Genomic DNA, 24928 nt, shown 5'->3' on the forward strand with positions numbered 1-24928 from the left:
CAACCGTTCGGCCCCGATCGGCGTCCTCCTGCCAGACGGGCGCACCAGCGCCTCGACCATCGGGCAAGGACCATCATGACCATCAAGCTGCACTCCCGGATCGCCGTCGCGGCGGTGATCGCCCCTCTCGCCGTGCTCGCGACCGCGTGCGGCAACGGCGACGACTCGCCCGCCAAGGCGGCCGACGACTCGACCACCTCGTCCTCCGCGACGACCACGCCGGCCGCCGACGACACCACCACCACGACCGACCCGACCGACACCTCGGACACGCCGGCCGACCCCGCCGGCATCGACTACGTCGAGGGCGGCACCTGGCACCGGGCCGACGGCACCACCGTCGAGCTCCCGGCCAAGGACTACGACGGCGCGGTCATCTGGGACGGCCGGCTCGTCGTCACCAAGTGGGACGGCGAGATCTACTCCGATGCCGACGTGATCGCGGCCGACGGCACCGTCGTCGACACGTTCCGCACGACGGCCCCCGTGGTCGTCAACGACGCCGGCACCACCATCGCCTGGATCGACCCCGAGAGCGGCGACGTGATGACCGCCTGGGAGGGCGGCCAGGTCCAGCTGGGCCACGTCGACCTCGCCGCCCCCGGCGAGACGATCGCCTACTCCGCCGTGGCCGTCATCGGCGGTCCCAACTGCTACGAGGTGCACGACGGCTGCCAGGTCTTCGTCAACTCCGGCGTCGGCCAGCCGCAGGAGTTCGACTCCCACGGCGTCAACGACAACCCGATCCCCTCGGCGATCGACTTCAACGACGTCACCGCCGACGGCCTGGTCACCTACGTCGACAGGGTCGAGGACGACGGCTCCTGCAGTGCGCTCGTCGACCTCACGAAGAACAGCACCAAGCCCAGGTGGCGGACCTGCGACTTCGAGGCCAACCTGATCGCGCCCGACGGCCAGCACGTGCTCGCTCTGCCGGCGTACTACGACGGGCTCGGCGTCTCCGACCTCGCGATCGTCGACGCGCAGACCATGGAGGAGACGGGTCGCTACGGCGTCGAGGGCGGCTTCAGCTCCAACTGGGCCTGGTCGGCCGACGGCCGCCTCGTCCTCGACTCGTACGACGGCGCGCAGTGGCACCTCTTCGCGATGACGACCGACGGGGCCACCGAGGAGATCGCCGACCCGGTGAAGGGCTCGGAGGAGAACAGCCCCTACACGATGATCCTGCACTGATCCTCAACGCTCCGTGACCACCAGCGCCCACGCCAGCAGGCCGAAGGCGCCGGTGGTCAAGATCGTGCGGACGACGTTCGACACGACCCACCGGGTCTCGTGGAAGGCCGCTCGGGCGGCTGCCACGTCGATCCTGCCGGGGTCGCCGGCGGCCTTGAGGGCGTCGTTGAGCGGCACGTTGACCGCGACCGTCAGCACCACCGCCACCAGGTAGAGGCCGAAGGCGACGGCGATCCAGACGAAGGCGCCGGTCCGCAGGGCCGCCACCCCGGCCAGCGCCGTCAGCAGCAGCGCACCGAAGAAGCAGCAGCCGATGAACCACGGGTTCATGATCGCCCGGTCCATCGCCTGGAAGGACCCGACGAACGTCCGGTCGTCGGTCCTCCCCAGTCCCGGCATGATCGTGTGGGCGTAGAGGGCGAAAGCGCCCGCGGTCAGGCCCATCGTGAGGGTCGCGGCCATCAGGGTGAGGATGCGGAGTGCGGTCATGGCTCCATCCCATCCGCTCCGGGCGAGACGCGACATCGCCGAGACGCTCGATCCCATACGCGATCGTCTTAGGCTTCCGCCATGGACGCACTCGGTGCACTGCTCAGCGGGCCACGGGCCCAGGACGCCTTCCTGCTCCGCGCCGTGCTCGAGCCGCCCTGGTCGATCCGCATCGAGGACGAGGCCCCGCTCACGGTCGTGACCATGGTCAGCGGCACCGCCTGGCTCGCTCCCGAGGGTGGGGAGCCGACCTCGCTCGGCCCCGGCGACGTGCTCGTCGCGCTCGGGCCCGAGCCCTACACGATGGCCGACTCCCCGGACACGCCCGTGCAGACGATCATCCATCCCGACCAGCGCTGCACCACGTTGTACGGCGAGGAGCTGGCCGACAAGCTGAGCCTCGGCGTCCGCAGCTGGGGCAACGGTGCGGACGGCGGCACGGTGATGCTGATCGGCACCTACCAGCTGGCCGGGGAGGTGAGCCGGCGGCTGCTCGCGGCACTCCCGCGCTGCCTCGTGCTCCACGCCGACGAGTGGGACTGTCCCGTCACCGGACTGCTCACGAGCGAGATCGGCCGTGACGAGCCGGGCCAGGAGGCGGTGCTCGACCGGATGCTCGACCTGCTGCTGATCTCAGCCCTGCGCGCGTGGTTCGCGCGCCCCGGCACCGCGGCGCCGAGCTGGTACCGCGCCAACGCCGACCCCGTCGTCGGCCGCGCCCTCCGGCTGATCCACAACAACCCCGAGCACCCGTGGACGGTCGCCGAGCTCGCCGCGACCACCGGCCTGTCGCGGGCAGCGCTCGCGCGCCGGTTCGCCGCCTTGGTCGGCGAGCCACCGATGGCGTACCTGACCGGCTGGCGCATCGCCCTCGCCGCCGACCTGCTCCACGAGCCGGGCGCGACGCTCGAGTCCGTCGCCCGCCAGGTCGGCTACAGCACGCCGTTCGCCCTCAGCACCGCCTTCAAGCGGATCCGCGGCGTCTCCCCCGCCGAGCACCGCAGGGCGTCCTAGGGAGCGGACGGTCCTGGCGCGTCACCCGGTCAGGTGGCGAGGACGGAGGTGACGGGGAGGCTGGAGTCGGCGGGGAGGTCGTACGACGACGGGGGCAGCCCCTTGGCGACGATGGTCGAGCCGAGGGCGGCCACCATGGCGCCGTTGTCGGTGCAGAGGCCGGGGCGGGGCACGCGCACGCGGATGCCGAGCTTCGAGGCGCGCTCCTCGGCGAGCGCCCGCAGACGCGAGTTGGCGGCGACGCCGCCGCCGATGAGCAGGTCCTCGATGCCCTCGCTGGACGCGGCGTCGAGCGCCTTGCGCACGAGCACGTCGCACACGGCCTCCTGGAACGAGGCCGCGACGTCGGCGACGGGCACCGGCTCGCCGGAGCGCTCCCGCGCCTCGACCCACCGGGCGACCGAGGTCTTCAGGCCCGAGAAGGAGAAGTCGAAGCGGTGCCGCTCGAGGTCGCGCCTGCTCGACAGGCCACGCGGGAAGTCGATGGCGACCGACGAGCCGGAGCGCGCCTGCCGGTCGATGTGGGGACCGCCGGGGAACGGCAGTCCGAGGAGCCGCGCCACCTTGTCGAAGGCCTCCCCTGCGGCGTCGTCGATCGTGGCGCCGAGCGGGTCGATCGAGCCCGTCACGTCCTCCACGCGCAGCAGGCTCGAGTGCCCGCCGGAGACGAGCAGCGCCAGGCACGGCTCGGGCAGCGGCCCGTGCTCGAGCTGGTCGACGGCGACGTGGGCGGCGAGGTGGTTGACGCCGTACAACGGCTTGCCGAGCGAGAGGGCGAGCGACTTCGCCGCGGCGACGCCGACGAGCAGCGCGCCGGCGAGGCCCGGGCCGCTCGTCACGGCCACCGCGTCGACGTCGTGCAGCGCGATGCCGGCCGTCTCGCAGGCACGCTCGATCGTCGGCACCATCGCCTCGAGGTGCGCGCGACTGGCGACCTCCGGCACGACCCCGCCGAAGCGGGCGTGCTCCTCGACGCTGCTCGCGACCGCGTCGGCCAGCAGCGTGTGCCCGCGGACGATGCCGACACCCGTCTCGTCGCAGGAGGTCTCGATGCCGAGCACGAGCGGTTCGTCGGTCACGGCGTCATTCTCACAAATCGTTCCAGGACGACGGCGTCGGTCCCGTCGCGGTAGTAGCGCGCCCGGCGCGAGATCTCGGTGAACCCGGTGCCGGCGTAGAAGGCCCGCGCCGGCGCGTTGTCCTCCCGCACCTCGAGCAGGATCCGCTCCGCTCCCCCCGCCCGCGCGTGCGCGTCGACCGCGTCGAGCAACGCGGACGCGACCCCGGTGCGCCGCTCGTCCGCCTCGGTCGCGATCCGCTGCAGCTCGGCGAGGTCCTGCACGACGCAGACCACGGCATAGCCGACGACGCGGGAGTCGCGGTCGGCGACGAGGTACGACGTCGTCGGCACCAGTCCGGCGACCGCCTCCTCCACGAGCACCGGCGACCACGGGTCGGCCGGGAAGGAGACGGTCTCCAGGTCGCAGATCGCGTCGACGTCGCCCAGGCGCGCCGCCCGGACCGTCACGCTCACGAGACCGGCTTGGGCGCGCGCGGGATCTCGGCGTCCGGGCGGCGCAGGTAGAGCGGCTCCGGGTCGCGCAGCTCGGCCCGCTCCTCGACGACGCAGCGCGCGAGCCAGCCGGCCGAGGGCCGCAGCGGCGCGCGTCCCGACGGGAACGCGTCGGGGTAGAGCGAGCCGCCCTCCCCCACGACGGCCACCTCGGTGGCCACGTCCGCGGGTCGCTGGACGTCGGGTCCGGAGGTGCGTGCGCCCCCGTCGTCGTACGTCGCCAGGTAGACCTCCCGGCGGCGCGCGTCGCTCGCCACCACGAACGGTCCCTCGACGGTGCCGGTCTCCACCGCCTCGACGGCGAGCACGTCGAGGGAGCAGACGCCGTAGACCGGGATCTCCAACACGTAGGCCATGGTGCGGGCCGAGACGAGCCCCACGCGCAGACCGGTGAACGGGCCGGGGCCGACGCCGACGGCGATCGCGGTCAGGTCCCGCGGGCTGATGCCGGCCCGGCGCAGGGCCTGGTCGACGAGCGGGGTCAGCTGCTCGCCGTGACGCATCGTCTCCGAGGAGGTCAGCTCGACCACCACGTCGCTGCCGTCGTGGACGGCCACGGTGACGGTCGGCGAGGACGTGTCGAAGGCGAGCAGCACGTGCCCGAGGCTAGCGCGCGCCGCACTGCCCGCGGCAGCCGCTACTGCCAGACCTTCACCCAGTCGACGAGCAGCGTGAACCGGTCGGGGGTGTCGGCGGTGGCGGCGTTCCAGAGCCCGCCCCACGCCTGGGTGAGCACCACGTTGAAGGGCTGGTCGAACGGTTGCGAGGCGACGAGCGGCGCCAGCGGCGACCAGGAGTGCTGGTAGGTGAGGACGTCGTCGTAGTAGAAGCGCATCGTGGTCGGCGTCCACTCGACCGCGTAGGTGTGGAACCGGTCGGCCGCGGCGAACGCGGTGTCCTCGCCGGTCTGCACGTTCCTGAGACCGTCGACGTAGTGCAGCGACGGGTAGACCTGGTCCGACAGCGCGCTGTACCACTCGGCGACGTCGATCTCCCCCGACTGCGGCCACGCCCCGTAGGTGTTGCGGTTCGGGTAGAGCCACAGCGCGGCGTGGGCGCCCGACACGGTGACGTCGGGCATCCGGGCGCGGAAGGCGAACCGGCCGTAGGCCTGGGCGAACTTCCCTCGTGTCGACACCGTCGCCGCGGCGAGGTTCGTGCGGAAGTCGCCGAGCGGGTTGCGGCACAGGAACGTGTGGAGTGTGCGCTTCGCGCTGAGCCGCAGCAGGCCGCCGTCCACCGCGAGCGTCCAGGGCTTGCGGAGGTAGCAGCTCGCGCCGCCGTTCGTCACACCGCTGACCGCGGTCTCCCCTGCCGACCACTTGGTGCCGTCGAGCTCGGTGCCGTCGAAGTCGTCGACGAAGCTGCACTCCCACCATCCGCCCTCGGCCTTGCGCAGCCGTCGACCGCAGTCGTCCGGCCCGCTCACCAGAGGAGCCGCGGCAGCGGCCCGGCCGGCGACCGCGACCGTCGCCGCGTCGGACGCCGGCACCGGGACGACCACGGCCGCCACCACGGCGAGCGAGGCCAGCAGCAGGAAAAAAGCGCGCGCGAACCGCATGTGCGGAGATCCCCTCCCAAGGACTTCCCGAGATCTCCGCGGCCACCCTCATAGCCGCGGAGCAAGGTCAAGACTTGAACTACTCAGGAGACTACGGAACCCCGCGCCACGACCCATCGGTCGAAGGTGGGCCGGTGCGATGACCCGAACAGGCCATGCCGGTCAGCGACCGGCAGCGGGGGATCCCGGAAGCGGGACACCCAGCCACCGCAGGCCCAGCGGGTCGAGCTCGACCGTGCGCGGATCGGTGTCGTCGGCCTCGGGATCGGTGCCGACCGCGCGCGTGATCCGGATCTCCAGCGGAGACTCGGCCAGGTCCTCGGCGAGCCCCTCGCCCCACTCCACCACGGTGACGGCGCGGTCGAGGTCGGTGTCGAGGTCGAGGTCGTCGAGCTCGGCGGCACCCCCCAGCCGATAGGCGTCGACGTGCACGAGGTCCGGTCCCCCGACGAGCGAGGGGTGCACCCGCGAGATGACGAACGTCGGCGAGGTGATCCCGCCGCGCACCTGCAGGGCGGCGCCCAGTCCCTGGGTGAACGTCGTCTTCCCCGCACCGAGGTCGCCGCTCAGGACGAGCACGTCGCCGGCCTCGACCACCGCGGCGATGCCGGTCGCGAGCGCCCGCATGTCGTCGGGGGTCGGCACGTCGAGCCGGCGCGGAAGCGCACGGGCCAGCTCGACGTACGGCGGCGTGCGGCCGGTCTCCGCGAAGCCCTGCTGCCGCCAGAAGCGCGCCGTGTGCGGGAGCTCCTCGCGGGAGAACACCACCGCCCGCTCCGCGCGCCCGTCACCGAGGTCGGCCGCGGCGTGCAGCGCCTCCCGGACCAGCGCCACGGCGACCCCGCGCCCGCGCGCGGCCGGCGTCAGGCCGAAGCGGCGCAGGTGGACGGTGCGTCCGTCCGCCTCCGCGTCCAGGAGCACGGCGCCCGCGAGCTCCCCGTCGACGTGCGCGACCAGGCCGGCGCCCCCTGCCAGGCGCGCGGCGATGGTCTCCTCGGTCTCGGCGAGGGCGTCGGTCGGCGGGTCGAGGGGGGCGCGGTCCGCGAAGGCGGCGCGCACGACCTCCAGGACGGCGCCGGCCGCCTCCGGCCCGACGACCTCGATCGTCGGTGCGCTCACATCGGTCTTCACCGGCTGCGCGCTCCCGTGGTGGCCGCGGTGATCAGCTGGTCGAGCTCGGCGTTGACCTGGTCGTGCCGCTCGAAGGTGACCATGTGTCCGGCGCCGTCGCACTCGAGGAGGCGGGAGCCCGGGATCCGCTCGTGCAGCTTGCGGGAGTGGCCGATCGAGGTGAGCCGGTCGTGGGTGCCGCAGATGATCGACGTCGGGATCGCACCGAGTGCCTCGACGGTGTGGAACTTGTCGAGGGTCGCGAAGTGCGGGAAGAAGTCGGCCACCACCTCGAACGGGGTCGAGGAGAGCATCTGGTCGACGAACTCGACGTAGCCCTTCGGCACCTCTCCCCCGAAGGCGTAGCGGTCGGTGGCGACCGTGGCGAACGTGCGACCGAGCCGGCGCACGCCGTCGACGGCCCGGTGCCCGCGGTGCAGGGTGCGCACCGCGCGGCTGGTGATCGGCCCGCCGAGCCGGGCCGGCAGCATGGGGAGCAGCATCCGGCCGACGTCGAGGCCGCCCGCGGTCGTGGAGATCAGCCCGGCGCCGATCACCTTGCCGCCCACGAGGTCGGGGTACTGCTCGACGAGCGCGACGATCGACATCCCGCCCATCGAGTGGCCGACGAGGACCACCGGGCCGTCGGTCGTCGCGTCGATGACCGCGCGGAGGTCGCGGCCCAGCTGGTCGATCGTGGAGTGCTCACGGTCGGACCGACCCGATCGCCCGTGGGAGCGCTGGTCGTAGAAGACGGTGCGCACCAGGTTGCGGTAGGCCGCGCGCTGGAAGTGCCAGCAGTCGAGCTCGAGGCAGAAGCCGTGCACGAAGACCACGGTCACATCGGGGCTGGCTGCGCGGGCGAAGGCCCGGCTGCCGAGAAGCTTGGCGTCGACGACGTCGTCGATCTCCACGTGCAGCGGCACGCCGTCGTCGGCGACCACGGTCACCGCGTGGGAACGCAGCGAGCCGAAGGCGACCTCCTCGCCCGCGCGGCGGCTGATCGACCGCTGCTGGCGCAGCAACCCGACCGCTCCGCTGGCAGCGGCCAGGCCGAGCGCCCCGGCGACCGATCCGACGACGCGGCGACGCGTGCGGCTCACGACGGCTCCTCGCCGGCCGGGGCCTCGCTGTCGACGTACGTCCGGGTCATCCGGCCTCCGATCCTGGTGACGATCTCGTAGTTGATGGTGCCGCACGCCTCGGCCCAGTCCTGGGCGGTCGGCGTGTCGGCGCCCGGGCCGAAGAGCACCACCTCGTCGCCGATCTCCGCCCGGTCGCCGTCGAGGTCGACCACGAACTGGTCCATGCACACGGTGCCGCGGATCGGGCGCCGCTTGCCGCCCACCGCGACCTCGGCGCTCCCGCCCTCGTGGAACGCGTGGCGCGGGATGCCGTCGCCGTAGCCCACCGGGACCAGCCCGACCGTGGTCGGCCGGTCGGCGGTCCAGCGCTGGCCGTAGGACACCGCGTCGCCCGGCGCGAGCTCCTTCACCATCGCGAGCTCGCTGCGCACGGTCATCGCCGGCACCAGCCCGATGTCGGGCGTGCGGCCCGGGGCGGGGTCGAGCCCGTAGATCGCGATGCCGCACCGGACGGCGTCGAAGCGCGCCGAGGGCCGCAGCACCGCCGCCGCCGAGTTGGCCAGGTGCACCAGTCCCGGCTGCAGGCCGTTGTCGGCCGCGAGGGCGAGCGCCGCCCGGAACGCCTGCTCCTGGCGGTCGTTCGCCGGATGCTCCGGCTCGTCGCTGCAGGCGAAGTGCGACCACAGGCCGGTGATCTTCCAGCTCCCGGCCAGCTCACCGGCCCGGGCCCGGGCGAACACCTCCGCCCAGGTCGCCCGCGGTGCCCCGCCCCGGTGCAGGCCGGTGTCGACCTTGATCTGCACCCGGGCCCGGCGTCCGACGGCCTCGGCCGCCGCGGCGATGTCGTCGAGCTCGGCGACGGAGTACGCCGTCAGGTCGATGCCCTCCTCGACGGCTCGCCCGAGGTCGACGCCGGGCAGCGTCAACCAGCAGAGCAGCGGGCCGTCGTACTCCGCCGAGCGGAGCTCGAGCGCCTCCTGGACCGTGACGACCGCGATCCACGTCGCGCCGCCGGCGCGCGCGGCCCGGGCCGACTCGACCATGCCGTGGCCGTAGCCGTCGGCCTTGACCACTGCGATGACCGGGACGCCGGTCAGCTCGCGGAGCGTGCGCACGTTGTGCCGGATCGCCGCGACGTCGACGACGATCTCAGCGAGATCGCCGCGATGGTCCGAGGCTGCGGGCGGCGCGGGCACGGGATCGATTGTCCCATCAGGACGTCAGCGCGGCGACGACCCCCGGCACTGCGCGCGCCACCTCGGTGGCCACGACCGGTCCGCCGCGCGAGGCGGAGGTCGCCGCCGCGCCGTGCAGCCAGGACCCCACCGAGGCGGCGTCGTACGGCGTCAGGCCCGCCGCGAGGAGCGCCCCGACGAGCCCGCCGAGCACGTCGCCGGCACCCGCGGTCGCGAGCCACGGCGTGCCCGTCGTGGTCACGCGCACGGCACGGCCGGCCTCGGCGACGAGCGTGCGGCGGCCCTTGAGGAGCACGGTGGTGCGGTAGGCGTCGGCGGCGACACGGGCGAAGTGGAGCGGCCGGGCCTCGACCTCGTGACGGTCGACGCCGAGCATCCCGGCGAGCTCGCCCGCGTGCGGGGTCAGCACCGCAGGGCGGCCGGCGACCATGTCGGCGTGCTCGAGCGCGTCGGCGTCGACCACGACCGGCACGCCGTCGTCGAGCGTGGCCGCGAGCTGCGCCTCGGCGGTGTCGGCGCTGCCCGACCCGATCACCCACGCCTGGACCCGTCCGTCGCCGACGACCTCGGGATGGGCTTCGCGGACGCGGTCGGCCACCGCAGCGTCACCCACGTAGCGGACCATGCCCGCGAGCCCGCACGCAGCGCCGGCGACGCTGAGCAGGGCTGCCCCGGGATAGGTGGTCGAGCCGGCCCTCACCCCCACCACGCCCCGCGTGTACTTGTGCGCGTCCGGGGTCGGTCGCGGGAGCAGACGGGCGACATCGTCCGGCTGCAGCGCCTCGAGAGCCGGTGCGGGCAGGTCGAGCCCGATGTCGACGAGGTGCACGGCGCCGCTGGCCCGCGCGGCGGGGTCGACCAGGTGCGCGACCTTGTGCGTGCCGAAGGTGACCGTGACGTCGGCCGTAACGTGCGCACCGGCGAGCTCGCCGGTGTCCACGTCGACCCCCGACGGCGTGTCGACCGCGACGACCGGGACGCCCGACAGCGCCTCGAGCGCAGCCGCGGCGTCGGCCCGCAGCGGCGGTCGTCCGCCGATCCCCACGATCCCGTCGACCACCACGTCGAACCGGCCGCCCGTCGGCGGCGCGTCGGGACGCCGCGCCCGGCCCCCGGCCTCCCGCAGCGCCGCCAGCCCGCCCTCGTGGACCCGGTCCGAGAGCAGCCACGCCTCGACCTGCACGCCGCGCCGGGCGAGCACCACGCCGGCGTACAACGCATCACCGCCGTTGTCCCCCGAGCCGACGAGCAGCAGCACCCGCCGTCCGTAGCCGCCACCGAGGAGGTCCAGCACGGCGTGCGCCAGCCCGTACGCCGCCCGCTGCATCAGCGCGCCCTCGGGGAGCGTCGCCATCAGCGCCGCCTCGGCTGCCCGCACCTGCTCGACGGTGTGCGCCCGGATCATGTGTCCACGCTATCGGCACCCCTCCCTCCCCCCGCCCACCCCGAGTCGCGCGCCCACTCGAGTCGTGTGCCTGACAACGCGCCATGGGCCGGTCTCAGGCACACGACTCCACGCGACCCCTGCGCCCACTCGAGTCGTGTGCCTGACAACCCGCCCTAGGTCGGTCTCAGGCACACGACTCCATGCCACCCATGCCCCCACTCGACTCGTGTGCCTGACAACCCGCCCTAGGTCGGTCTCAGACACACGACTCCGTGCGACGTGGTCACGTCTGAGGCACACGACTCCGTGCGACGTGGCCAGGCCTCAGGCACACGACCTCATGGACGGCGGGACAGTGCTGTGGAGAACTCAGGAGGCTGATGCGCGAGGGGTGCGACCGAGCACACGATCAGGCATGGACCAACGCATCCGCGAGCTCATCGGTGCACAGGAGGGCGTCCTCGCGCGACGGCAGCTGACCGCGCTGGGAGTCAGCTGGGACCACGTGCACCACCACGTGGTGGCCGGGCGCTGGGCCGTCCGGACGCCGCGGGTGGTCAGCACCTTCACGGGCGCACTCACCATCGAGCAGCGGCGCTGGGTCGCTGTGCTCCACGCCGGCCCGCGCAGCATGCTCGGCGGGCTCACCGCAGGTGCCCGGCACGGTCTCATCGGCTGGGAGCGTCCGGAAGTCACCGTCCTGGTCGATGACGAGCTCAGCTTCGAGCCGGTCGCCGGCGTGCGGTTCTTCCGCTCGCGACGGCCGTTCCACCTGCTCCTGAGCCCGAAGGCCGGCATCCCGTCCTGCCGGCTCGAATCCGCCCTCCTCCTCTGGGCCGGGTACGACGCTGCGCTGCGTCCGGCCCACGGTGTCCTCGCCGCTGCCGCCCAGCAACGCCTCACGACGCCCGCACTCCTCCGCGAGTCGCTCGACGGTCTCAAGCCGCTGCGCCGGGCGGCTGGCTTCCGTCGGCTGCTCGGCGACCTCGACGGAGGCACCCATTCCGGGGCCGAGCGCGACGTCGCCGCCATGTGCCGCAGCTTCGGGATGCCCCTGCCTGACCGACAGGTCGTCCGGCTGGACGCCGGCGGCCGACGACGGTGGACCGATTGCGAGTGGCCGCTTCCCGGGGGCCGGGTCCTGGTGCTCGAGGTCGACGGCTCCTTCCACATGGAGGTCTCCCACTGGGCCGCGGACAAGCGGCGCGCTCGGCGCATCGCCGCACCGGACCGCATCGTCGTCGGCGCGACCGCCGTCGAGCTACGTCACGAACCAGCGGAGGTCGCCCGGGACCTCATCGCCCTCGGCGTCCGCGGTCGGCTGCCGAGGTCTGCCGCCTGACGGCCCGCTCGTCGACGCACCCGAGTCGTGTGCCTGACGACCGGCCATGCGTCGTACTCAGGCACACGACTCCACGCCTCCCACCCACCGACCCGAGTCGTGTGCCCGACAACGAGCCATGGGTCGGTCTCAGGCACACGACCCCCGTTGCGCCGGGCGCGCCGGGCGGGGCGGGGCGGCCCCGGGGCGGGGCGGGATTGCACGAGGGGCTCAGCCCTCGAGGACCACCATGGCCGAGGCGATGCCGGCGTCGTGGGAGAGCGAGAGGTGGACGTGGCGCACCCCGAGCGCGTCCGCCTGGGCGAGCACGGTGCCGCGGATCTCGAAGACCGGGCGACCGGACTCCTCGCGGATCACCTCGGCGTCGTGCCAGTCCATGCCTCGCGGCGCGCCGAGGGCCTTGGCGAGCGCCTCCTTGGCCGCGAACCGGGCCGCGAGGGAGGCGACGGGGAGCGTCCGCTCGGCCTCGGTGAAGAGGCGTACGGCGAGTGCCGGCGTGCGCTCGATCGACGCCGCGAAGCGGTCGAGCTCGCAGACGTCGATGCCGACGCCGATCACGGCCATCGCCTACTCGACCGTGACCGACTTGGCGAGGTTGCGCGGTTGGTCGACGTCGTGGCCCAGCGCGGTGGCCAGCTCGCAGGCGAAGAGCTGCAGCGGCACGATCGCGACGAGGGGCTGGAGCAGCACCGGCACCCGTGGGAGGCGCACCAGGTCGTCGGCGTACGGGGCGATGGCCTCGTCGCCCTCCTCGGCGAGGCAGATCGTGCGGGCCCCGCGCGCCCGGACCTCCTGGATGCCGCTCAGCATCTTGCCGTGCAGCTGGTCGCGACCGCGGGGAGGTACGACGCACAGCACGGGCAGCCCTTCCTCGATGAGCGCGATCGGTCCGTGCTTCAGCTCGCCGGCGGCGAAGCCCTCGGCGTGCAGGTAGGCCAGCTCCTTGAGCTTCAGCGCTCCCTCGAGGGCCACGGGATAGCCGGCATGGCGGCCGAGGAAGAGCACCGAGCGGGTCCCGGTGAGCGAGCGCGCGAGCGCGTAGACCTGCTCGGCCGACTCCAGCACGGTGTCGATCTGGTCCGGGATGGCCTCGAGCTGGCCCATGATCTCGTCGATCTCGTCGCCGAAGCGGGTGCCCTTGACCTGCGCGACGTAGAGGGCGAGCAGGTAGCAGGCGACCAGCTGGGTCAGGAAGCCCTTGGTCGACGCGACGCCGATCTCCGGTCCGGCGTGCGTGTAGATGACGGCGTCTGACTCGCGGGGGATCGAGGAGCCGTTGGTGTTGCAGATGGCGAGCACCTTCGCGCCCTGGCTCTTGGCGTGGCGGATCGCCTGGAGCGTGTCCGCGGTCTCCCCCGACTGGCTGATCGCGACCACCAGGGTGGTGTTGTCGACGATCGGGTCGCGGTAGCGGAACTCCGAGGCGAGCTCGACCTCGACCGGGGTGCGGGTCCAGTGCTCGACGGCGTACTTGGCCACCATGCCGGCGTAGAACGACGTGCCGCACGCGATCACGATGATCTTGTCGAGGTCGCGGATCTCCTCGTCGGCCAGCCGCATCTCGTCGAGGTGGAGCAGCCCCCCGACGCCGCGCCGGCCGATCAGCGAGTCGGCGACGGCGCGCGGCTGCTCGAAGATCTCCTTGCGCATGAACCAGTCGTGGCCGTCCTTCTCGGCGGCCGAGAGGTCCCAGTCGACGTGGAAGCGCTCCGCCTCGGCCGGGTTTCCCCAGAAGTCGGTGACCGTGACCGCGTCGCGGGTGATCGTGACGATCTGGTCCTGCCCGAGCTCGAGCGCCTCGCGGGTGTGCTCGATGAACGCGGCGACGTCGGAGCCGAGGAAGTTCTCCCCCTCGCCGAGCCCGACCACGAGCGGGCTGTTGCGACGCGCCGCGACGACCCGGTCGGGGTCCTCGGCGTCGACCGCGACGAGGGTGAAGGCCCCGTCGAGCTGCTGGCAGACGCGCTGCATCGCCGTGGGCAGGTCGACCCCGGACTGCACCTGCAGCTCGACGAGGTGCGCGGCGATCTCCGTGTCGGTCTCGGAGAGGAAGACGTGGTCGTCGGCCTCGATCCGCGCGCGCAGCTCCGCGAAGTTCTCGATGATCCCGTTGTGCACGAGTGCGATCCGCCGGGCACCGCCGGTGTGGGGATGCGCGTTGGCGTCGTTGGGCGGTCCGTGGGTGGCCCACCGGGTGTGGCCGATGCCGGTGTGGGCGGACGGCAGCGGATGGTCGGCGAGGACCTTCTCGAGGTTCGCCAGCTTGCCCGAGCGCTTGGCGACGGCGAGCTCGCCGTCGTGGACGATCGCCACGCCTGCGGAGTCGTAGCCGCGGTACTCCAGCCGCCGGAGGCCGTCGATCACGACGTCCTGAGCGCGCTGGGGTCCGACGTAACCGACGATCCCGCACATAGCCGGCAACTCTAGTGCCCGGCGCGGATGGAACAATCGCGCCATGCAGGTCGACGAGTCACCGCGCGAGTCCTCGCCGTACCTCGAGCTCGACCGCTCCACCTGGGCCGCGCTCGCCTCGGAGACGGAGAGCCCGCTCACCCTCAGCGAGATCCTCGCGCTGCGTGGACTGGGCGACCAGCTCGACATCGACGAGGTGGTGCAGGTCTACCTGCCGCTCTCCCGCTTGCTGAGCCTCCGGGTCGAGGCGGCCGGGGCGCTGCACCGCACCCAGGAGGAGTTCCTCCACCGCACCACGCCGCCGCGCACGCCGTTCGTCATCGGCCTCGCTGGGTCGGTCGCCGCCGGCAAGTCGACGGCGGCCCGCGTCCTGCAGCAGATGCTCGCCCGCTGGCCCGCGCACCCCAACGTGGCGCTCGTGACCACCGACGGGTTCCTCTACCCCAACGCCGAGCTGGAGCGCCGCGGCCTGCTGGAGCGCAAGGGCTTCCCGGAGTCCTACGACCGCCGTGCGCTGATGAAGTTCGTCGTCGACATCAAGTCCGGCAAGGACGAGGTCCTCGCGCCGAAGTACTCCCACCTCATCTACGACGTCGTGCCCGACGAGAAGATCGCGGTGAAGCGGCCCGACATCCTCATCCTCGAGGGACTCAACGTCCTGCAGCCCGCGCGGGTGCGCCCCGACGGTCGCACCAGCCTGGGCCTGTCGGACTTCTTCGACTTCTCGATCTTCGTCGACGCGGCGGTGGCCCACATCCGGCACTGGTACGTCGACCGCTTCCTCCGCCTCCGCGAGACCGCCTTCCGCGACCCCGACAGCTACTTCGCGAAGTACGCCCAGCTCACCCACGACGTGGCCGTCGACGAGGCGCGCCGGATCTGGGACACGATCAACGGCCCGAACCTGGAGCAGAACGTGCTTCCCACGCGCTCCCGGGCGACCCTCGTGCTCCGCAAGGACGCCGACCACTCGGTCCGCTACGTGCGGCTCAGGAAGATCTGAGCGCGCCGGCACCGAGCTTGCCTACAGGGCCAGCCGAGCGCGTACGACGTCCGCCAGCCCGCCGGCGACCGACTCGGCCTGCTGGGCCGTGGGGGCCTCGACCATGACGCGCACGAGCGGCTCGGTGCCGGACGGCCGCAGCAGCACCCGGCCGGCGTCGCCGAGCTCGGCCTCGGCGACCGCGACGGCCGCCAGCAGCTCGGGGTCGTCGCAGCGGTCCTTGTCGACGCCGGGCACGTTGACGAGCACCTGCGGGAGGCGGGTCATGACGCCGGCCAGCTCGCGGAGGGTGCTGCCGGTGCGCACCATCCGCTGCATCACGTGCAGGGCGGTCAACACCCCGTCGCCGGTGGTGGCGTGGTCGCGCATGATGACGTGGCCGGACTGCTCACCGCCGAGGGAGTAGCCGCCCGCGCGCATGTCCTCCAGGACGTAGCGATCGCCCACGGCCGTCTGCCGCACGGTGATGCCGGCGGCGGTCAGTGCCTGCACGAGACCGAGGTTGCTCATCACCGTGGCGACGAGGGTGTCGTCGGCGAGCGTGCCCTCGTCCTTCATGGCGAGCGCGAGGATCGCCATGATCTGGTCGCCGTCGACGACGGCGCCGGTGTGGTCGACGGCCAGGCAGCGGTCGGCGTCGCCGTCGAGCGCGAAGCCGGCGTCGGCGCCGTGCTCCACGACCGCGCGCTGCAGGGGCTCGAGGTGGGTCGACCCGCAGCCGTCGTTGATGTTGAGCCCGTCGGGTTCGGCGCCGATCGCGATCACCTCGGCGCCGGCGTCGGTCAGCGCCTTCGGACCGACCTCGCTGGCTGCGCCGTTGGCGCAGTCGAGCACGACCTTGAGACCGACCAGGGGCTTGTCGAGCGTCGCGACGAGGTGGGCGGCGTACTCCTTCACCGTCGGTCCGTACGGCGTCACCCGGCCCACGTCGGCACCGACGGGGCGGACCCACTCGCGCCCCAGGTGGTCCTCGATCTCCCGCTCGATCGCGTCGTCGAGCTTCACGCCGCCGCGCGCGAGGAACTTGATGCCGTTGTCGGGCATCGGGTTGTGCGAGGCGGAGATGACCACGCCGACGTCAGCACCGAGGGCGTCGGTGAAGTAGGCGACGCCGGGGGTCGGCAGGACCCGCAGCCGGAGCACGTCGACCCCGGCCGACGCGAGCCCCGCCACGACGGCGTGCTCGAGGAACTGGCCGGAGATCCGGGTGTCGCGCCCCACGACCGCGAGCGGTCGGGCGCGACCGCTGCCGAGCCCGCCGTGCTCGACGAGCACCTGGGCAGCAGCAGCACCGAGGCCCAGGGCCAGCTCCCCCGTCAGTGACGAGTTCGCCAGGCCCCGGACCCCGTCCGTGCCGAAGATCCGGGTCTCGACTGGCTCGACCAACGGATCGCTCGAATCAGCGCTTCGAGTACTGCGGCGCCTTGCGCGCCTTCTTGAGACCGGCCTTCTTGCGCTCGGTGGCCCGCGCGTCGCGGGTGAGCAGACCGGCCTTCTTCAGGGTCGGGCGGTTGGCGTCGATGTCGATCGCGTTGAGCGAGCGGGCCACACCGAGGCGCAGCGCACCGGCCTGGCCGGTGATGCCGCCGCCGTGGATGCGGGCGATGACGTCGAAGCGGCCCTCGAGGCCGAGAGCCGCGAAGGGCTCGTTGACGACCTGCTGGTGCAGCTTGTTGGGGAAGTACGACTCGAGCGTGCGGCCGTTGATCGTCCAGACGCCGGTGCCCGGGACGATCCGGACGCGGGCCACGGCCTCCTTGCGACGGCCGGTGGCCGCGCCGGGGGCGATGGTGGCGGGGGCGCTCGAAACGGCGGCCGACGGGGAGGTCTCGCTGGTGTAGGCGAGGCCCTGCTCGTCGGACTCGAAGGTCTCCTCGACCTCGGTGTTCTCGGTGGTCATGTCAGCCACGGTGTTCCTCAGATCCTTCGCGTCAGTCACTGGGAGATCTTGGTGATCTCGTAGGGCACGGCCTGCTGGGCCTGGTGCGGGTGGGCCGGGCCGGAGTAGACCTTCAGCTTCTTCAGGATCTGACGGCCGAGCTTGTTCTTCGGGAGCATGCCCCAGACGGCCTTCTCGATGGCCTTGCGGGAGTCCTTGTCGATGACCTCGCCGATGGGCGTGGCGGTGAGACCGCCCGGGAAGCCCGAGTGGCGGTAGACCATCTTGTTGGTCCGCTTGTTGCCGCTGAGCGCGATCTTGTCGGCGTTGACGATGATGACGTAGTCACCGGTGTCGGCGTTGGGCGCGAAGATCGGCTTGTGCTTGCCGCGCAGCAGGTTGGCCGTGGTGGTCGCGAGGCGACCGAGCACGACGTCGGTCGCGTCGATCACGAGCCACTGGCGCTCGATGTCGCCGGGCTTCGGAGCATAGGTGCGCATGGCTGCGTCACTTTCTGTTCGTGTGGACACGGCCGAAGGCTCCGGCCGCGGCGCCTTCTGACGAACACTGGACCCCCCGTCGGCGTACCTCCGGGTGAGCCTCTGCCTCCGCATGCGGAAGCGGCAGAAGACGCGATCGACAAGGTTACGGGCAGGGCGGGAGGGGGTCAAAACGCCGGGGCACCGCGCCAGTGACCGGACACTGCCTTACGTGCGCGTGGGCGCGAGGGCTACGGTGCAGGACGTGACTGACTCTCTCACCGTACGCGACAACCGCACCGGCGCGGAGTACGAGATCCCGATCACCGACGGCACCATCAAGGCCGCGGACCTCGGGCAGATCAAGCTCGACGACGACACCCCGGGCCTCGCCACCTACGACCCCGGCTTCGTCAACACCGCCTCGTGCCGCAGCTCCGTGACCTACATCGACGGAGAGGCCGGGATCCTCGAGTACCGCGGCTATCCCATCGAGCAGCTGGCGGAGAAGTCCAGCTTCCTCGAGGTCTCCTACCTGCTGGTCCACGGCGAGCTGCCGACCAAGGAGCAGTACGACAGCTGGGTCCACCACATCACGTACCACACGTTCGTCCACGAGAACGTGAAGGCCTTCATGCAGGGCTTCCGCTACGACGCCCACCCGATGGGGATGCTGATGGCCTCCATCGGCGCGCTGTCGACGTTCTACCCCGAGGCCGCGAACATCTCCGACCCGGACAACCGGCAGATCCAGATCGTCCGGATGATCGCGAAGATGCCGACCCTCGGCGCGTGGGCGTTCCGGCACGCCCAGGGCAAGCCGTACGTCTACCCCGACAACGACCTGTCCTACTCCGAGAACTTCCTCTCGATGCTCTTCAAGATGAGCGAGGTGAAGTACGAGCCCGACCCGCGCATCGCCAAGGCGCTCGACACCCTCTTCATCCTGCACGCCGACCACGAGCAGAACTGCTCCACCAACGCGGTGCGGTCGGTGGGCTCCTCGCAGGTCGACCCCTACTCGGCCGTCGCCGCGGGCATCGGCGCGCTCTTCGGCCCCCTGCACGGCGGCGCCAACGAGGCCGTGCTGAAGATGCTGCGCCGGATCGGCAGCAAGTCCGAGATCCCCGCGTTCATCGAGGGCGTCAAGAACGGCAACGAGCGCCTCATGGGCTTCGGCCACCGGGTCTACAAGAACTACGACCCGCGGGCGAAGATCATCAAGAAGGCGTGCGACGACGTCTTCGAGGTCACCGGCGTCAACCCGCTCCTCGAGGTCGCGCAGGAGCTGGAGAAGATCGCGCTCGAGGACGAGTACTTCGTCAAGCGCAAGCTCTACCCCAACGTCGACTTCTACTCCGGCCTCATCTACGAGGCGCTGGAGTTCCCGCCCGAGATGTTCACGGTCCTCTTCGCGATCGGCCGCACCCCGGGCTGGCTGGCCCAGTGGCTGGAGCTGACCCAGGACAAGGAGCAGAAGATCGCCCGGCCCAAGCAGATCTACACCGGCGACCGCAAGCTCACCTTCGTGCCTGCCGAGGAGCGCTGGGCCTGAGCCGGTGGCGGCGCTGGCTCAGGCCAGCGCCGCGGCGTGCTCGACCGCGAGCAGCGACTCCGCGTGACGTTCGGCCTCGAACGCGGCGTGGCCACCCCGGATCCCGAAGAGCCGCTTGGACCACACCAGGTAGACGACGGCCGCGAGGTTGACCACGAGGGCGCCGACCTTCAGCCAGGTGAAGCCCTCGACGAGCTCGTAGACCTCCAGCGGCACGAAGATCGACGTGCCCACCACGGCGACGTACTCCCCCCACCGCTTCATCAGCCAGAGGCCGACGGCCTCGGTGAGCTGCAGGATCCCGTAGGCCAGCACGCCGGCGGAGACGAGCAGCAGGGTGCTGTGCTTGAGCGTGAGGGCGTGCTCGATGAGCCGCACCGGCCCGGCGTGCTCGAGATCCACGCCGGCCTTCATGGCGGCCGGCTTCAGCAGCGGTAGGTAGTCGTCGAGCGTCTTGCGGAGCGCCTGGCGCGACCCGTCGAACCGGTAGATGCCGTAGGCGAGCAGGAGCAGCAGCAGGCCGCGGATCCCGCGCTCGGCGGCCAGGAGCCGCAGGATCACGGCGTCGCGCAGGGCCCGGCCGCGCAGCACCAGGGGTGCCTCGTCGGCGGGTCCGGCCGCGGCAGGAGCGCCCAGGGCGAAGGTGCCGCAGCGCAGGCAGCGCCAGGCCTCCCCCACGGGCGTCGACGTGTGGAGCCGCTCGGCGAGCGGCTCCTCGTCGGGCCGGTAGGTGACGTGCCCGTGCAACCCGCAGGAGCGGAGGTTCCAGTCGAAGGCGCGGAACGGCGTGAGTCTCACGGGCGCCAGTGTGACGGCCGGGCGGGGTGCAGGCGAGCGAAATGGGATCAGGCAGGATCGGGTCGTGCGCAACGGAGTCGTCTGGGACCTGGGCAACGTGCTCATCGACTGGGACCCGCGCGCGGCCGTGGCCGCCGGGCTGGGCGAGGCGGAGGCCGACCGGTTCTTCGCCGGCTTCGACTTCGGCACCTGGAACCACGCGTGCGACGCGGGGCGGACCTGGGCCGAGGCGCTCGCGGAGCTCGAGCGCGACCACCCGGGCTGGGCCGCCCACGGGCACGCCTACCACGACCACTTCGCCGCGTCGCTCGTCGGCGACCACCCCGGCACGGTCGCGCTCGTGCGCGAGCTGCACGCGGCCGGCGTACGGCAGGTCGGGCTCACCAACTTCTCCGCCGAGCTCTACCCGCACGCCCCGGCACTCTTCCCGTTCCTCGACCTGCTCGACGACGTCGTCGTCTCCGGCCGCGAGCGGATCGCGAAGCCCGACCCTGCCATCTACCGGCTCGCCGCGGAGCGCGCCGGCCTCCACCCCGCCGAGCTGGTGTTCGTCGACGACAAGCAGGTCAACGTCGATGCCGCCGCGGCGGTGGGCATGCACGGCATCCGGTACGACGACGCCGACCGCCTCCGGCTCGACCTGCGCGGCGCCGGCCTCCCCGTCTGACGCACCACGGCATCCCGCTCCGGATCCCCGCTCGCACGACGAGATTCCCGGTGCGTCCGTTGTGCCGAGGTGTGGCGTAGGACACAATCCCGCGAATGAGCACCTCCGCCGGCACCGTCACAGACGCACCCCACCGCCGCTCCTGGCCGCCGGCCACGCCCCCCGAGCCGACCTACGTCCACGACCGCCTCAACTACTGGGCCGACGCCAACCCGGACGGCGAGGCGATGACCTACCTGGAGCGCACCTGGACCTGGGCGCAGCTCCACGACCGGGTGCACCGCGCCGCCTGTGGGCTGCGCGAGCTCGGTGTCGCGCGCGGCGACGTCGTGGGCTTCCTCGACAAGAACCACCCGGCGTGCGTCGAGATCAGCATGGCCGCCGGGTCGATCGGCGCGGCCAACGCGGTCGTCAACTGGCGGATGGCCGGCGACGAGGTCGACTACGTCGTCAACGACTCGGGGGCGAAGGTGCTCTTCGTCGGCGCGGAGCTGATGCCGACCATCGAGGCGATCCGCGACCGGCTGCCGAACGTCGAGCGGATCATCTCGGTGACGCCCGACGGCGCGGAGGGCGACGAGTACGAAGCCTTCCTCGCGGCCTCGGGGTCGTGCGAGGACGGGCCCGACGTGCTCGAGGACGACGTCTGCCTGATCCTCTACTCCTCCGGCACGACCGGGCATCCCAAGGGCGTGATGCTCACCCACCGCAACATGGTCAGCCACACCGTGTTGTCGCACGACGGCTGGGACTTCGGCGAGGGCAACAAGTCGCTGGTGGCCATGCCGCTCTTCCACGTGGGCGGGTCGTCGTACGTCCTCTTCGGCATCCACGACGGCGTCCCCAGCGTGATGACCCGCGAGCCCGACGCGGCCTCGCTGGCCGGGGCGATCCTCGCCGGTGCCAACTGCACCTTCCTGGTGCCGGCCGTGCTCGCCCAGGTGCTGCAGGCGGGACCGGACGCGGTGAAGCTGTTCGGCGCGCTGAAGGTCTACACGTACGGCGCCTCGCCGATGCCGCCGCCGCTCCTGCGTGCCGCGATGGAGGCCTGGCCCGACACCGACTTCATGCAGGTCTACGGCCTCACCGAGGTCTCCGGCGTGGCCACCCACCTGCTGCCGGAGGAGCACCGCGAGGCGGAGGCGCAGGGCCACCCCGAGCGGCTGCTCTCCGCCGGACGCGCCATCCCCGGCTGCGAGCTGCGCATCGTCGGCAGCGACGGCGCGGACCTGCCCACCGGCGAGGCGGGCGAGATCTGGATGCGGACGCCGCAGCTGATGAAGGGCTACCTCAACAAGCCCGAGGCGACCGCCGAGGTGATCACCGAGGACGGCTGGTTCCGCACCGGCGACATCGGGCACCTGGACGCCGACGGCTTCCTCTACGTCTCCGACCGGCTCAAGGACATGATCATCAGCGGCGGCGAGAACATCTACTCCCCCGAGGTCGAGCGGGTGCTCGCCGAGCACCCCGCGGTGCTGGAGGTCGCGATCGTCGGCGTGCCCGACGAGAGGTGGGGCGAGTCGGTCAAGGCGTTCGTCGCGCTGAAGGAGGGCGCCGACGCGACGCCGGAGGAGATCATCGAGTACGCGCGGCAGCGGCTCGCCCACTACAAGTGCCCCAAGAGCGTCGACATCGTGGCGGCGCTGCCGCGCAACCCGACGGGCAAGGTGCTCAAGCGCGAGCTGCGGGCGCCGTACTGGGAAGGACGCGACCGCCAGGTCTGAGCAGCTCCTCGAGGTCTGAGGAAATCTCAATCTCCGTCTCAGCCCTCTCACAGGGACGGGTCGCACGCTAGGGGCATGTCGAGCTCCGCACCGCCGCCGTACAACCAGTGGCCGCCGCCTTCGAGCCCACCGCCGCCGCCCCCGGGAGCCCCGCGTCCGCGTCGCGGCGGGTTCGCGGCAGCGGTGCTCGCGGGCGCCCTGGTGGTCGGCGGCGGTGCGGGTCTGGGCGGCGCCGCGCTGTGGTCGGCCCTCGACGACAGCGGCAGCGCCCCCGGGAGCAGCACGTCGTCCGCCCCCCTGCAGGTGTCGAGCAACGCCGACACCCCCGCCCCCGACGGCAGCGTCGAGGCGGTCGCGAAGAAGGTGCTGCCCTCCGTGGTGGCCCTCGACGTGACCGCCGGCCAGGCGGGCGGCAGTGGGTCGGGCGTCGTGCTGACCCAGGACGGGCTGATCCTCACCAACAACCACGTGGTGACGCTGGCGGGCGAGACCGACGCCGGCTCGGCCCAGATCACGGTGTCGTTCTCCGACGGCACCCGCGTCAAGGGCACCGTCGTCGGCACCGACCCGTTGACCGACAGCGCCCTCGTGCAGGCGCAGGGCGTGACGGGCCGGACGCCGATCACGATCGGCAAGTCGGGCGTCCTCGACGTCGGCGAGCAGGTCGTGGCGATCGGCTCGCCCTACGGCCTCGACTCCACCGTGACCAGCGGCATCGTGAGCGCGCTCGACCGTCCCGTCGAGGTCGGCCGCGACAGCCAGGGCAACACCACCGCCTACCCGGCCATCCAGACTGACGCGGCGATCAACCACGGCAACAGCGGGGGCGCCCTGGTCGACATGGACGGTCAGCTGGTCGGCATCAACGCCTCGATCCAGACGGCCGACGACGGCAACCCCGAGAGCGGCTCCATCGGCATCGGCTTCGCCATCCCGATCGACGAGCTGGTCCCGATCATCCAGCAGCTCCGCGACGGCGACACCCCGACCCACGCCCGTCTCGGCATCGAGGTCGGCGACGCCCAGGACGGCGCCGTCGTCCGCACCGTCGACGACGGCTCGGCCGCGGCCGACGCCGGGCTGCAGGAGGGCGACGTGATCACCAAGGTCGACGACCACCTCGTCGACAGCTCCGGCTCGCTGGTCGCCACCGTGCGGTCCTACCGTCCCAACGACAAGGTCACCGTGACCTACCTCCGTGACGGCCAGACCAAGACGACCGAGCTCGAGCTCGGCTCCGACGCCTGAGCATCCCCTGACGGGGCGCCGCGCATCCAGCCGCGCGGACGCCCGCCCCGGCCGCCGACCCCACAGAGGCAGCCGGGACCCGGGGCGAAGTGGGGAGGATCCGATGCACCAGGGGCGTCAGATCCTCCCCACTTCGTCATCCTGGGCGGTTGTCCACAGCGGCGAGGAGACCTCTGCCCACGGGTCGCCCCCACGAGGCACGATCACGGCGTGGACGAGGTCTCGGCTCAGCTGTCGCTCCAGGACGGCGTGATCTCCCGCCAGCAGGCCCTGGCCGCCGGGCTTGCGCCGCATGCCATCGCGCGCCTGCTGCGCCGCCGCGAGTGGGCCCCTGTGCACCCGGGGGTCTACGTCGACCACACCGGCCCGCTCTCGTGGAGACAACGGGCCTGGGCCGCCGTCCTGGCGTGCTGGCCGGCCGCGCTCGACGGATAGTCAGCGCTCCGTGCGCACGAGGTCCCGGTCGCCGGGGTCGTGCTGACGAGCCGATCGCGGTGCTGGTCGCCCACCACCGCCGCGTCGCGGCTCCCGCGGGGGTGATCGCGAGGCGGAGCCGGCGGTTCGACGAGCAGGTGTCGTGGAACCTGAGCCCGCCGCGGATGACGTACGACGACACCGTCATCGAGATCGCCGACACGGCCGAGCGCGAGCTGGACCTGATCGCCGCGCTCGCCGATGCGTGCGGAGGCCGCCGTACGACGGCCGCCCGGCTGCGCGCCCGGATCGACACGATCCCGCGCCTCCACCGGCGCGCGTTGCTGACGAGCGTGCTCGACGACGTCGCCGTCGGGACGTGCTCGGTGCTCGAGCACCGTTACCTCACCGACGTCGAGCGCCGGCACGGCCTGCCGCGCGGCACTCGTCAGGACCGCGTCGTCCGGTCGGACCGCCGGATGTTTCGCGACGTGGTCTACCGCGACCCGCGCCGGTCATGGGTCCAGGTCGTCGAGCTCGACGGGAGGCTCGACCACGACAGCGCGACCGCGCGCGACCGGGACATGGAGCGCGACCTCGACGCTGCCATCGAGCGCGAGCACACGGTTCGTCTCGGCTACGGGCAGGTCCTCGGCCGGCCGTGCCGGACGGCGGCCAAGATCGGGCGGTTGCTCAACCTCCGCGGCTGGAACGGGACCGTCCAACGGTGTCCGGACTGCCCGGACTGAGGCAGTGGGGAGGATCCGATGCACCAGGGGCGTCAGATCCTCCCCA

The 24928-nt window shown here is 72.3% G+C and carries 25 protein-coding genes; 10 read left to right on the plus strand and 15 right to left on the minus strand.

Features of this window, described 5'->3' with window-relative positions; all coding sequences use genetic code 11:
• The first annotated feature begins 75 nt into the window (after positions 1–75).
• Positions 76–1194: a hypothetical protein gene (locus tag ACAX67_RS12475; protein WP_370704169.1), complete on the plus strand. Its 1119-nt coding sequence runs from the start codon at positions 76–78 to the stop codon at positions 1192–1194.
• Positions 1195–1197: 3 nt separating this feature from the next.
• On the opposite strand, the gene ACAX67_RS12480 is transcribed toward ACAX67_RS12475, so the two are convergent.
• Positions 1198–1683, minus strand: a complete 486-nt coding sequence (locus ACAX67_RS12480) for an anthrone oxygenase family protein (protein ID WP_370704170.1) — start codon at positions 1681–1683, stop codon at positions 1198–1200.
• A gap of 81 nt (positions 1684–1764) precedes the next feature.
• Between ACAX67_RS12480 and ACAX67_RS12485 the strand changes: the two genes are divergently transcribed.
• Entirely contained in the window at positions 1765–2697 is a 933-nt protein-coding gene (locus ACAX67_RS12485) for an AraC family transcriptional regulator (RefSeq protein ID WP_370704171.1), read from the plus strand.
• 29 nt (positions 2698–2726) lie between these two features.
• Here ACAX67_RS12485 and tsaD read toward each other — a convergent pair whose 3' ends face one another.
• The 8 genes from tsaD to ACAX67_RS12525 all read right to left on the minus strand — a co-directional run bounded on the left by tsaD (position 2727) and on the right by ACAX67_RS12525 (position 10627).
• Positions 2727–3776: a tRNA (adenosine(37)-N6)-threonylcarbamoyltransferase complex transferase subunit TsaD gene (gene tsaD / locus ACAX67_RS12490; RefSeq protein ID WP_370704172.1), complete on the minus strand. Its 1050-nt coding sequence runs from the start codon at positions 3774–3776 to the stop codon at positions 2727–2729.
• On the minus strand, positions 3773–4231 hold the full coding sequence (gene rimI, locus ACAX67_RS12495) for a ribosomal protein S18-alanine N-acetyltransferase (protein WP_370704173.1): 459 nt from the start codon (positions 4229–4231) through the stop codon (positions 3773–3775). Before rimI ends, tsaD begins: the two co-directional genes overlap by 4 nt.
• Positions 4228–4866: a tRNA (adenosine(37)-N6)-threonylcarbamoyltransferase complex dimerization subunit type 1 TsaB gene (gene tsaB / locus ACAX67_RS12500; protein WP_370704174.1), complete on the minus strand. Its 639-nt coding sequence runs from the start codon at positions 4864–4866 to the stop codon at positions 4228–4230. The genes rimI and tsaB overlap by 4 nt, the downstream gene beginning before the upstream one ends.
• A 41-nt stretch (positions 4867–4907) precedes the next feature.
• Positions 4908–5831 (minus strand): glycoside hydrolase family 16 protein, encoded by a 924-nt coding sequence (locus tag ACAX67_RS12505; RefSeq protein ID WP_370704175.1) that lies wholly within the window; start codon positions 5829–5831, stop codon positions 4908–4910.
• Between the two features lie 162 nt (positions 5832–5993).
• Positions 5994–6950, minus strand: coding sequence for a tRNA (adenosine(37)-N6)-threonylcarbamoyltransferase complex ATPase subunit type 1 TsaE (gene tsaE, locus ACAX67_RS12510; RefSeq protein WP_370704176.1), 957 nt, complete (start codon positions 6948–6950; stop codon positions 5994–5996).
• A gap of 8 nt (positions 6951–6958) precedes the next feature.
• The gene (locus ACAX67_RS12515) at positions 6959–8044 is read right to left on the minus strand and encodes an alpha/beta fold hydrolase (RefSeq protein ID WP_370704177.1); all 1086 of its coding nucleotides are present in this window, start codon (positions 8042–8044) and stop codon (positions 6959–6961) included.
• Positions 8041–9222, minus strand: a complete 1182-nt coding sequence (gene alr, locus ACAX67_RS12520) for an alanine racemase (protein WP_370704178.1) — start codon at positions 9220–9222, stop codon at positions 8041–8043. Before alr ends, ACAX67_RS12515 begins: the two co-directional genes overlap by 4 nt.
• A 16-nt stretch (positions 9223–9238) precedes the next feature.
• Positions 9239–10627, minus strand: a complete 1389-nt coding sequence (locus ACAX67_RS12525) for a bifunctional ADP-dependent NAD(P)H-hydrate dehydratase/NAD(P)H-hydrate epimerase (protein WP_370704179.1) — start codon at positions 10625–10627, stop codon at positions 9239–9241.
• A 397-nt stretch (positions 10628–11024) separates the two neighbouring features.
• Between ACAX67_RS12525 and ACAX67_RS12530 the strand changes: the two genes are divergently transcribed.
• On the plus strand, positions 11025–11951 hold the full coding sequence (locus tag ACAX67_RS12530) for a hypothetical protein (protein WP_370704180.1): 927 nt from the start codon (positions 11025–11027) through the stop codon (positions 11949–11951).
• A gap of 210 nt (positions 11952–12161) precedes the next feature.
• On the opposite strand, the gene ACAX67_RS12535 is transcribed toward ACAX67_RS12530, so the two are convergent.
• Positions 12162–12515: a holo-ACP synthase gene (locus ACAX67_RS12535; RefSeq protein WP_370704181.1), complete on the minus strand. Its 354-nt coding sequence runs from the start codon at positions 12513–12515 to the stop codon at positions 12162–12164.
• Positions 12516–12518: 3 nt separating this feature from the next.
• Complete coding sequence (gene glmS, locus ACAX67_RS12540) at positions 12519–14363, minus strand: glutamine--fructose-6-phosphate transaminase (isomerizing) (protein ID WP_370704182.1); 1845 nt, start codon at positions 14361–14363, stop codon at positions 12519–12521.
• 43 nt (positions 14364–14406) lie between these two features.
• On the opposite strand from glmS, the gene coaA reads away from it, so the two are divergent.
• A complete protein-coding gene (gene coaA, locus ACAX67_RS12545) occupies positions 14407–15366 on the plus strand; it encodes a type I pantothenate kinase (protein ID WP_370704183.1) in 960 nt (319 codons plus the stop codon).
• 21 nt (positions 15367–15387) lie between these two features.
• Here the strand turns inward: coaA and glmM are convergent, their stop codons facing one another.
• From glmM to rplM, 3 genes are read right to left on the minus strand one after another with little or no spacing between them, the layout of a single operon-like run.
• The gene (glmM, locus tag ACAX67_RS12550; RefSeq protein WP_370704184.1) at positions 15388–16752 is read right to left on the minus strand and encodes a phosphoglucosamine mutase; all 1365 of its coding nucleotides are present in this window, start codon (positions 16750–16752) and stop codon (positions 15388–15390) included.
• Positions 16753–16765: 13 nt separating this feature from the next.
• Entirely contained in the window at positions 16766–17266 is a 501-nt protein-coding gene (gene rpsI / locus ACAX67_RS12555; protein WP_370704185.1) for a 30S ribosomal protein S9, read from the minus strand.
• 35 nt (positions 17267–17301) lie between these two features.
• Complete coding sequence (gene rplM / locus ACAX67_RS12560; RefSeq protein ID WP_370704186.1) at positions 17302–17745, minus strand: 50S ribosomal protein L13; 444 nt, start codon at positions 17743–17745, stop codon at positions 17302–17304.
• 244 nt (positions 17746–17989) lie between these two features.
• Between rplM and ACAX67_RS12565 the strand changes: the two genes are divergently transcribed.
• The gene (locus ACAX67_RS12565; protein ID WP_370704187.1) at positions 17990–19279 is read left to right on the plus strand and encodes a citrate synthase; all 1290 of its coding nucleotides are present in this window, start codon (positions 17990–17992) and stop codon (positions 19277–19279) included.
• Positions 19280–19297: 18 nt separating this feature from the next.
• Here ACAX67_RS12565 and ACAX67_RS12570 read toward each other — a convergent pair whose 3' ends face one another.
• The gene (locus ACAX67_RS12570) at positions 19298–20077 is read right to left on the minus strand and encodes a DUF2127 domain-containing protein (protein ID WP_370704188.1); all 780 of its coding nucleotides are present in this window, start codon (positions 20075–20077) and stop codon (positions 19298–19300) included.
• Positions 20078–20141: 64 nt separating this feature from the next.
• Between ACAX67_RS12570 and ACAX67_RS12575 the strand changes: the two genes are divergently transcribed.
• The 5 genes from ACAX67_RS12575 to ACAX67_RS12595 all read left to right on the plus strand — a co-directional run bounded on the left by ACAX67_RS12575 (position 20142) and on the right by ACAX67_RS12595 (position 24882).
• On the plus strand, positions 20142–20744 hold the full coding sequence (locus tag ACAX67_RS12575) for an HAD family hydrolase (RefSeq protein ID WP_370704189.1): 603 nt from the start codon (positions 20142–20144) through the stop codon (positions 20742–20744).
• 95 nt (positions 20745–20839) lie between these two features.
• A complete protein-coding gene (locus ACAX67_RS12580) occupies positions 20840–22471 on the plus strand; it encodes a long-chain-fatty-acid--CoA ligase (protein WP_370704190.1) in 1632 nt (543 codons plus the stop codon).
• 75 nt (positions 22472–22546) lie between these two features.
• Positions 22547–23719: a S1C family serine protease gene (locus ACAX67_RS12585; protein ID WP_370704191.1), complete on the plus strand. Its 1173-nt coding sequence runs from the start codon at positions 22547–22549 to the stop codon at positions 23717–23719.
• Positions 23720–23929: 210 nt separating this feature from the next.
• Positions 23930–24154: a type IV toxin-antitoxin system AbiEi family antitoxin domain-containing protein gene (locus ACAX67_RS12590; protein ID WP_370704192.1), complete on the plus strand. Its 225-nt coding sequence runs from the start codon at positions 23930–23932 to the stop codon at positions 24152–24154.
• Between the two features lie 59 nt (positions 24155–24213).
• A complete protein-coding gene (locus tag ACAX67_RS12595) occupies positions 24214–24882 on the plus strand; it encodes a putative endonuclease domain-containing protein (RefSeq protein WP_370704193.1) in 669 nt (222 codons plus the stop codon).
• The last annotated feature ends 46 nt before the right edge of the window (positions 24883–24928 follow it).

The organism is Nocardioides candidus (assembly GCF_041321175.1).
Lineage (GTDB): Bacteria > Actinomycetota > Actinomycetes > Propionibacteriales > Nocardioidaceae > Nocardioides.

Coding starts and splice junctions, on each gene's coding strand:
- ACAX67_RS12475 (WP_370704169.1), top strand. CDS start 76: ATGACCATCAAGCTGCACTCCCGGATCGCCGTCGCGGCGGTGATCGCC.
- ACAX67_RS12480 (WP_370704170.1), bottom strand. CDS start 1,683: ATGACCGCACTCCGCATCCTCACCCTGATGGCCGCGACCCTCACGATG.
- ACAX67_RS12485 (WP_370704171.1), top strand. CDS start 1,765: ATGGACGCACTCGGTGCACTGCTCAGCGGGCCACGGGCCCAGGACGCC.
- ACAX67_RS12505 (WP_370704175.1), bottom strand. CDS start 5,831: ATGCGGTTCGCGCGCGCTTTTTTCCTGCTGCTGGCCTCGCTCGCCGTG.
- ACAX67_RS12525 (WP_370704179.1), bottom strand. CDS start 10,627: ATGATCCGGGCGCACACCGTCGAGCAGGTGCGGGCAGCCGAGGCGGCG.
- ACAX67_RS12530 (WP_370704180.1), top strand. CDS start 11,025: ATGGACCAACGCATCCGCGAGCTCATCGGTGCACAGGAGGGCGTCCTC.
- ACAX67_RS12535 (WP_370704181.1), bottom strand. CDS start 12,515: ATGGCCGTGATCGGCGTCGGCATCGACGTCTGCGAGCTCGACCGCTTC.
- glmS (WP_370704182.1), bottom strand. CDS start 14,363: ATGTGCGGGATCGTCGGTTACGTCGGACCCCAGCGCGCTCAGGACGTC.
- coaA (WP_370704183.1), top strand. CDS start 14,407: ATGCAGGTCGACGAGTCACCGCGCGAGTCCTCGCCGTACCTCGAGCTC.
- rpsI (WP_370704185.1), bottom strand. CDS start 17,266: ATGACCACCGAGAACACCGAGGTCGAGGAGACCTTCGAGTCCGACGAG.
- rplM (WP_370704186.1), bottom strand. CDS start 17,745: ATGCGCACCTATGCTCCGAAGCCCGGCGACATCGAGCGCCAGTGGCTC.
- ACAX67_RS12580 (WP_370704190.1), top strand. CDS start 20,840: ATGAGCACCTCCGCCGGCACCGTCACAGACGCACCCCACCGCCGCTCC.
- ACAX67_RS12585 (WP_370704191.1), top strand. CDS start 22,547: ATGTCGAGCTCCGCACCGCCGCCGTACAACCAGTGGCCGCCGCCTTCG.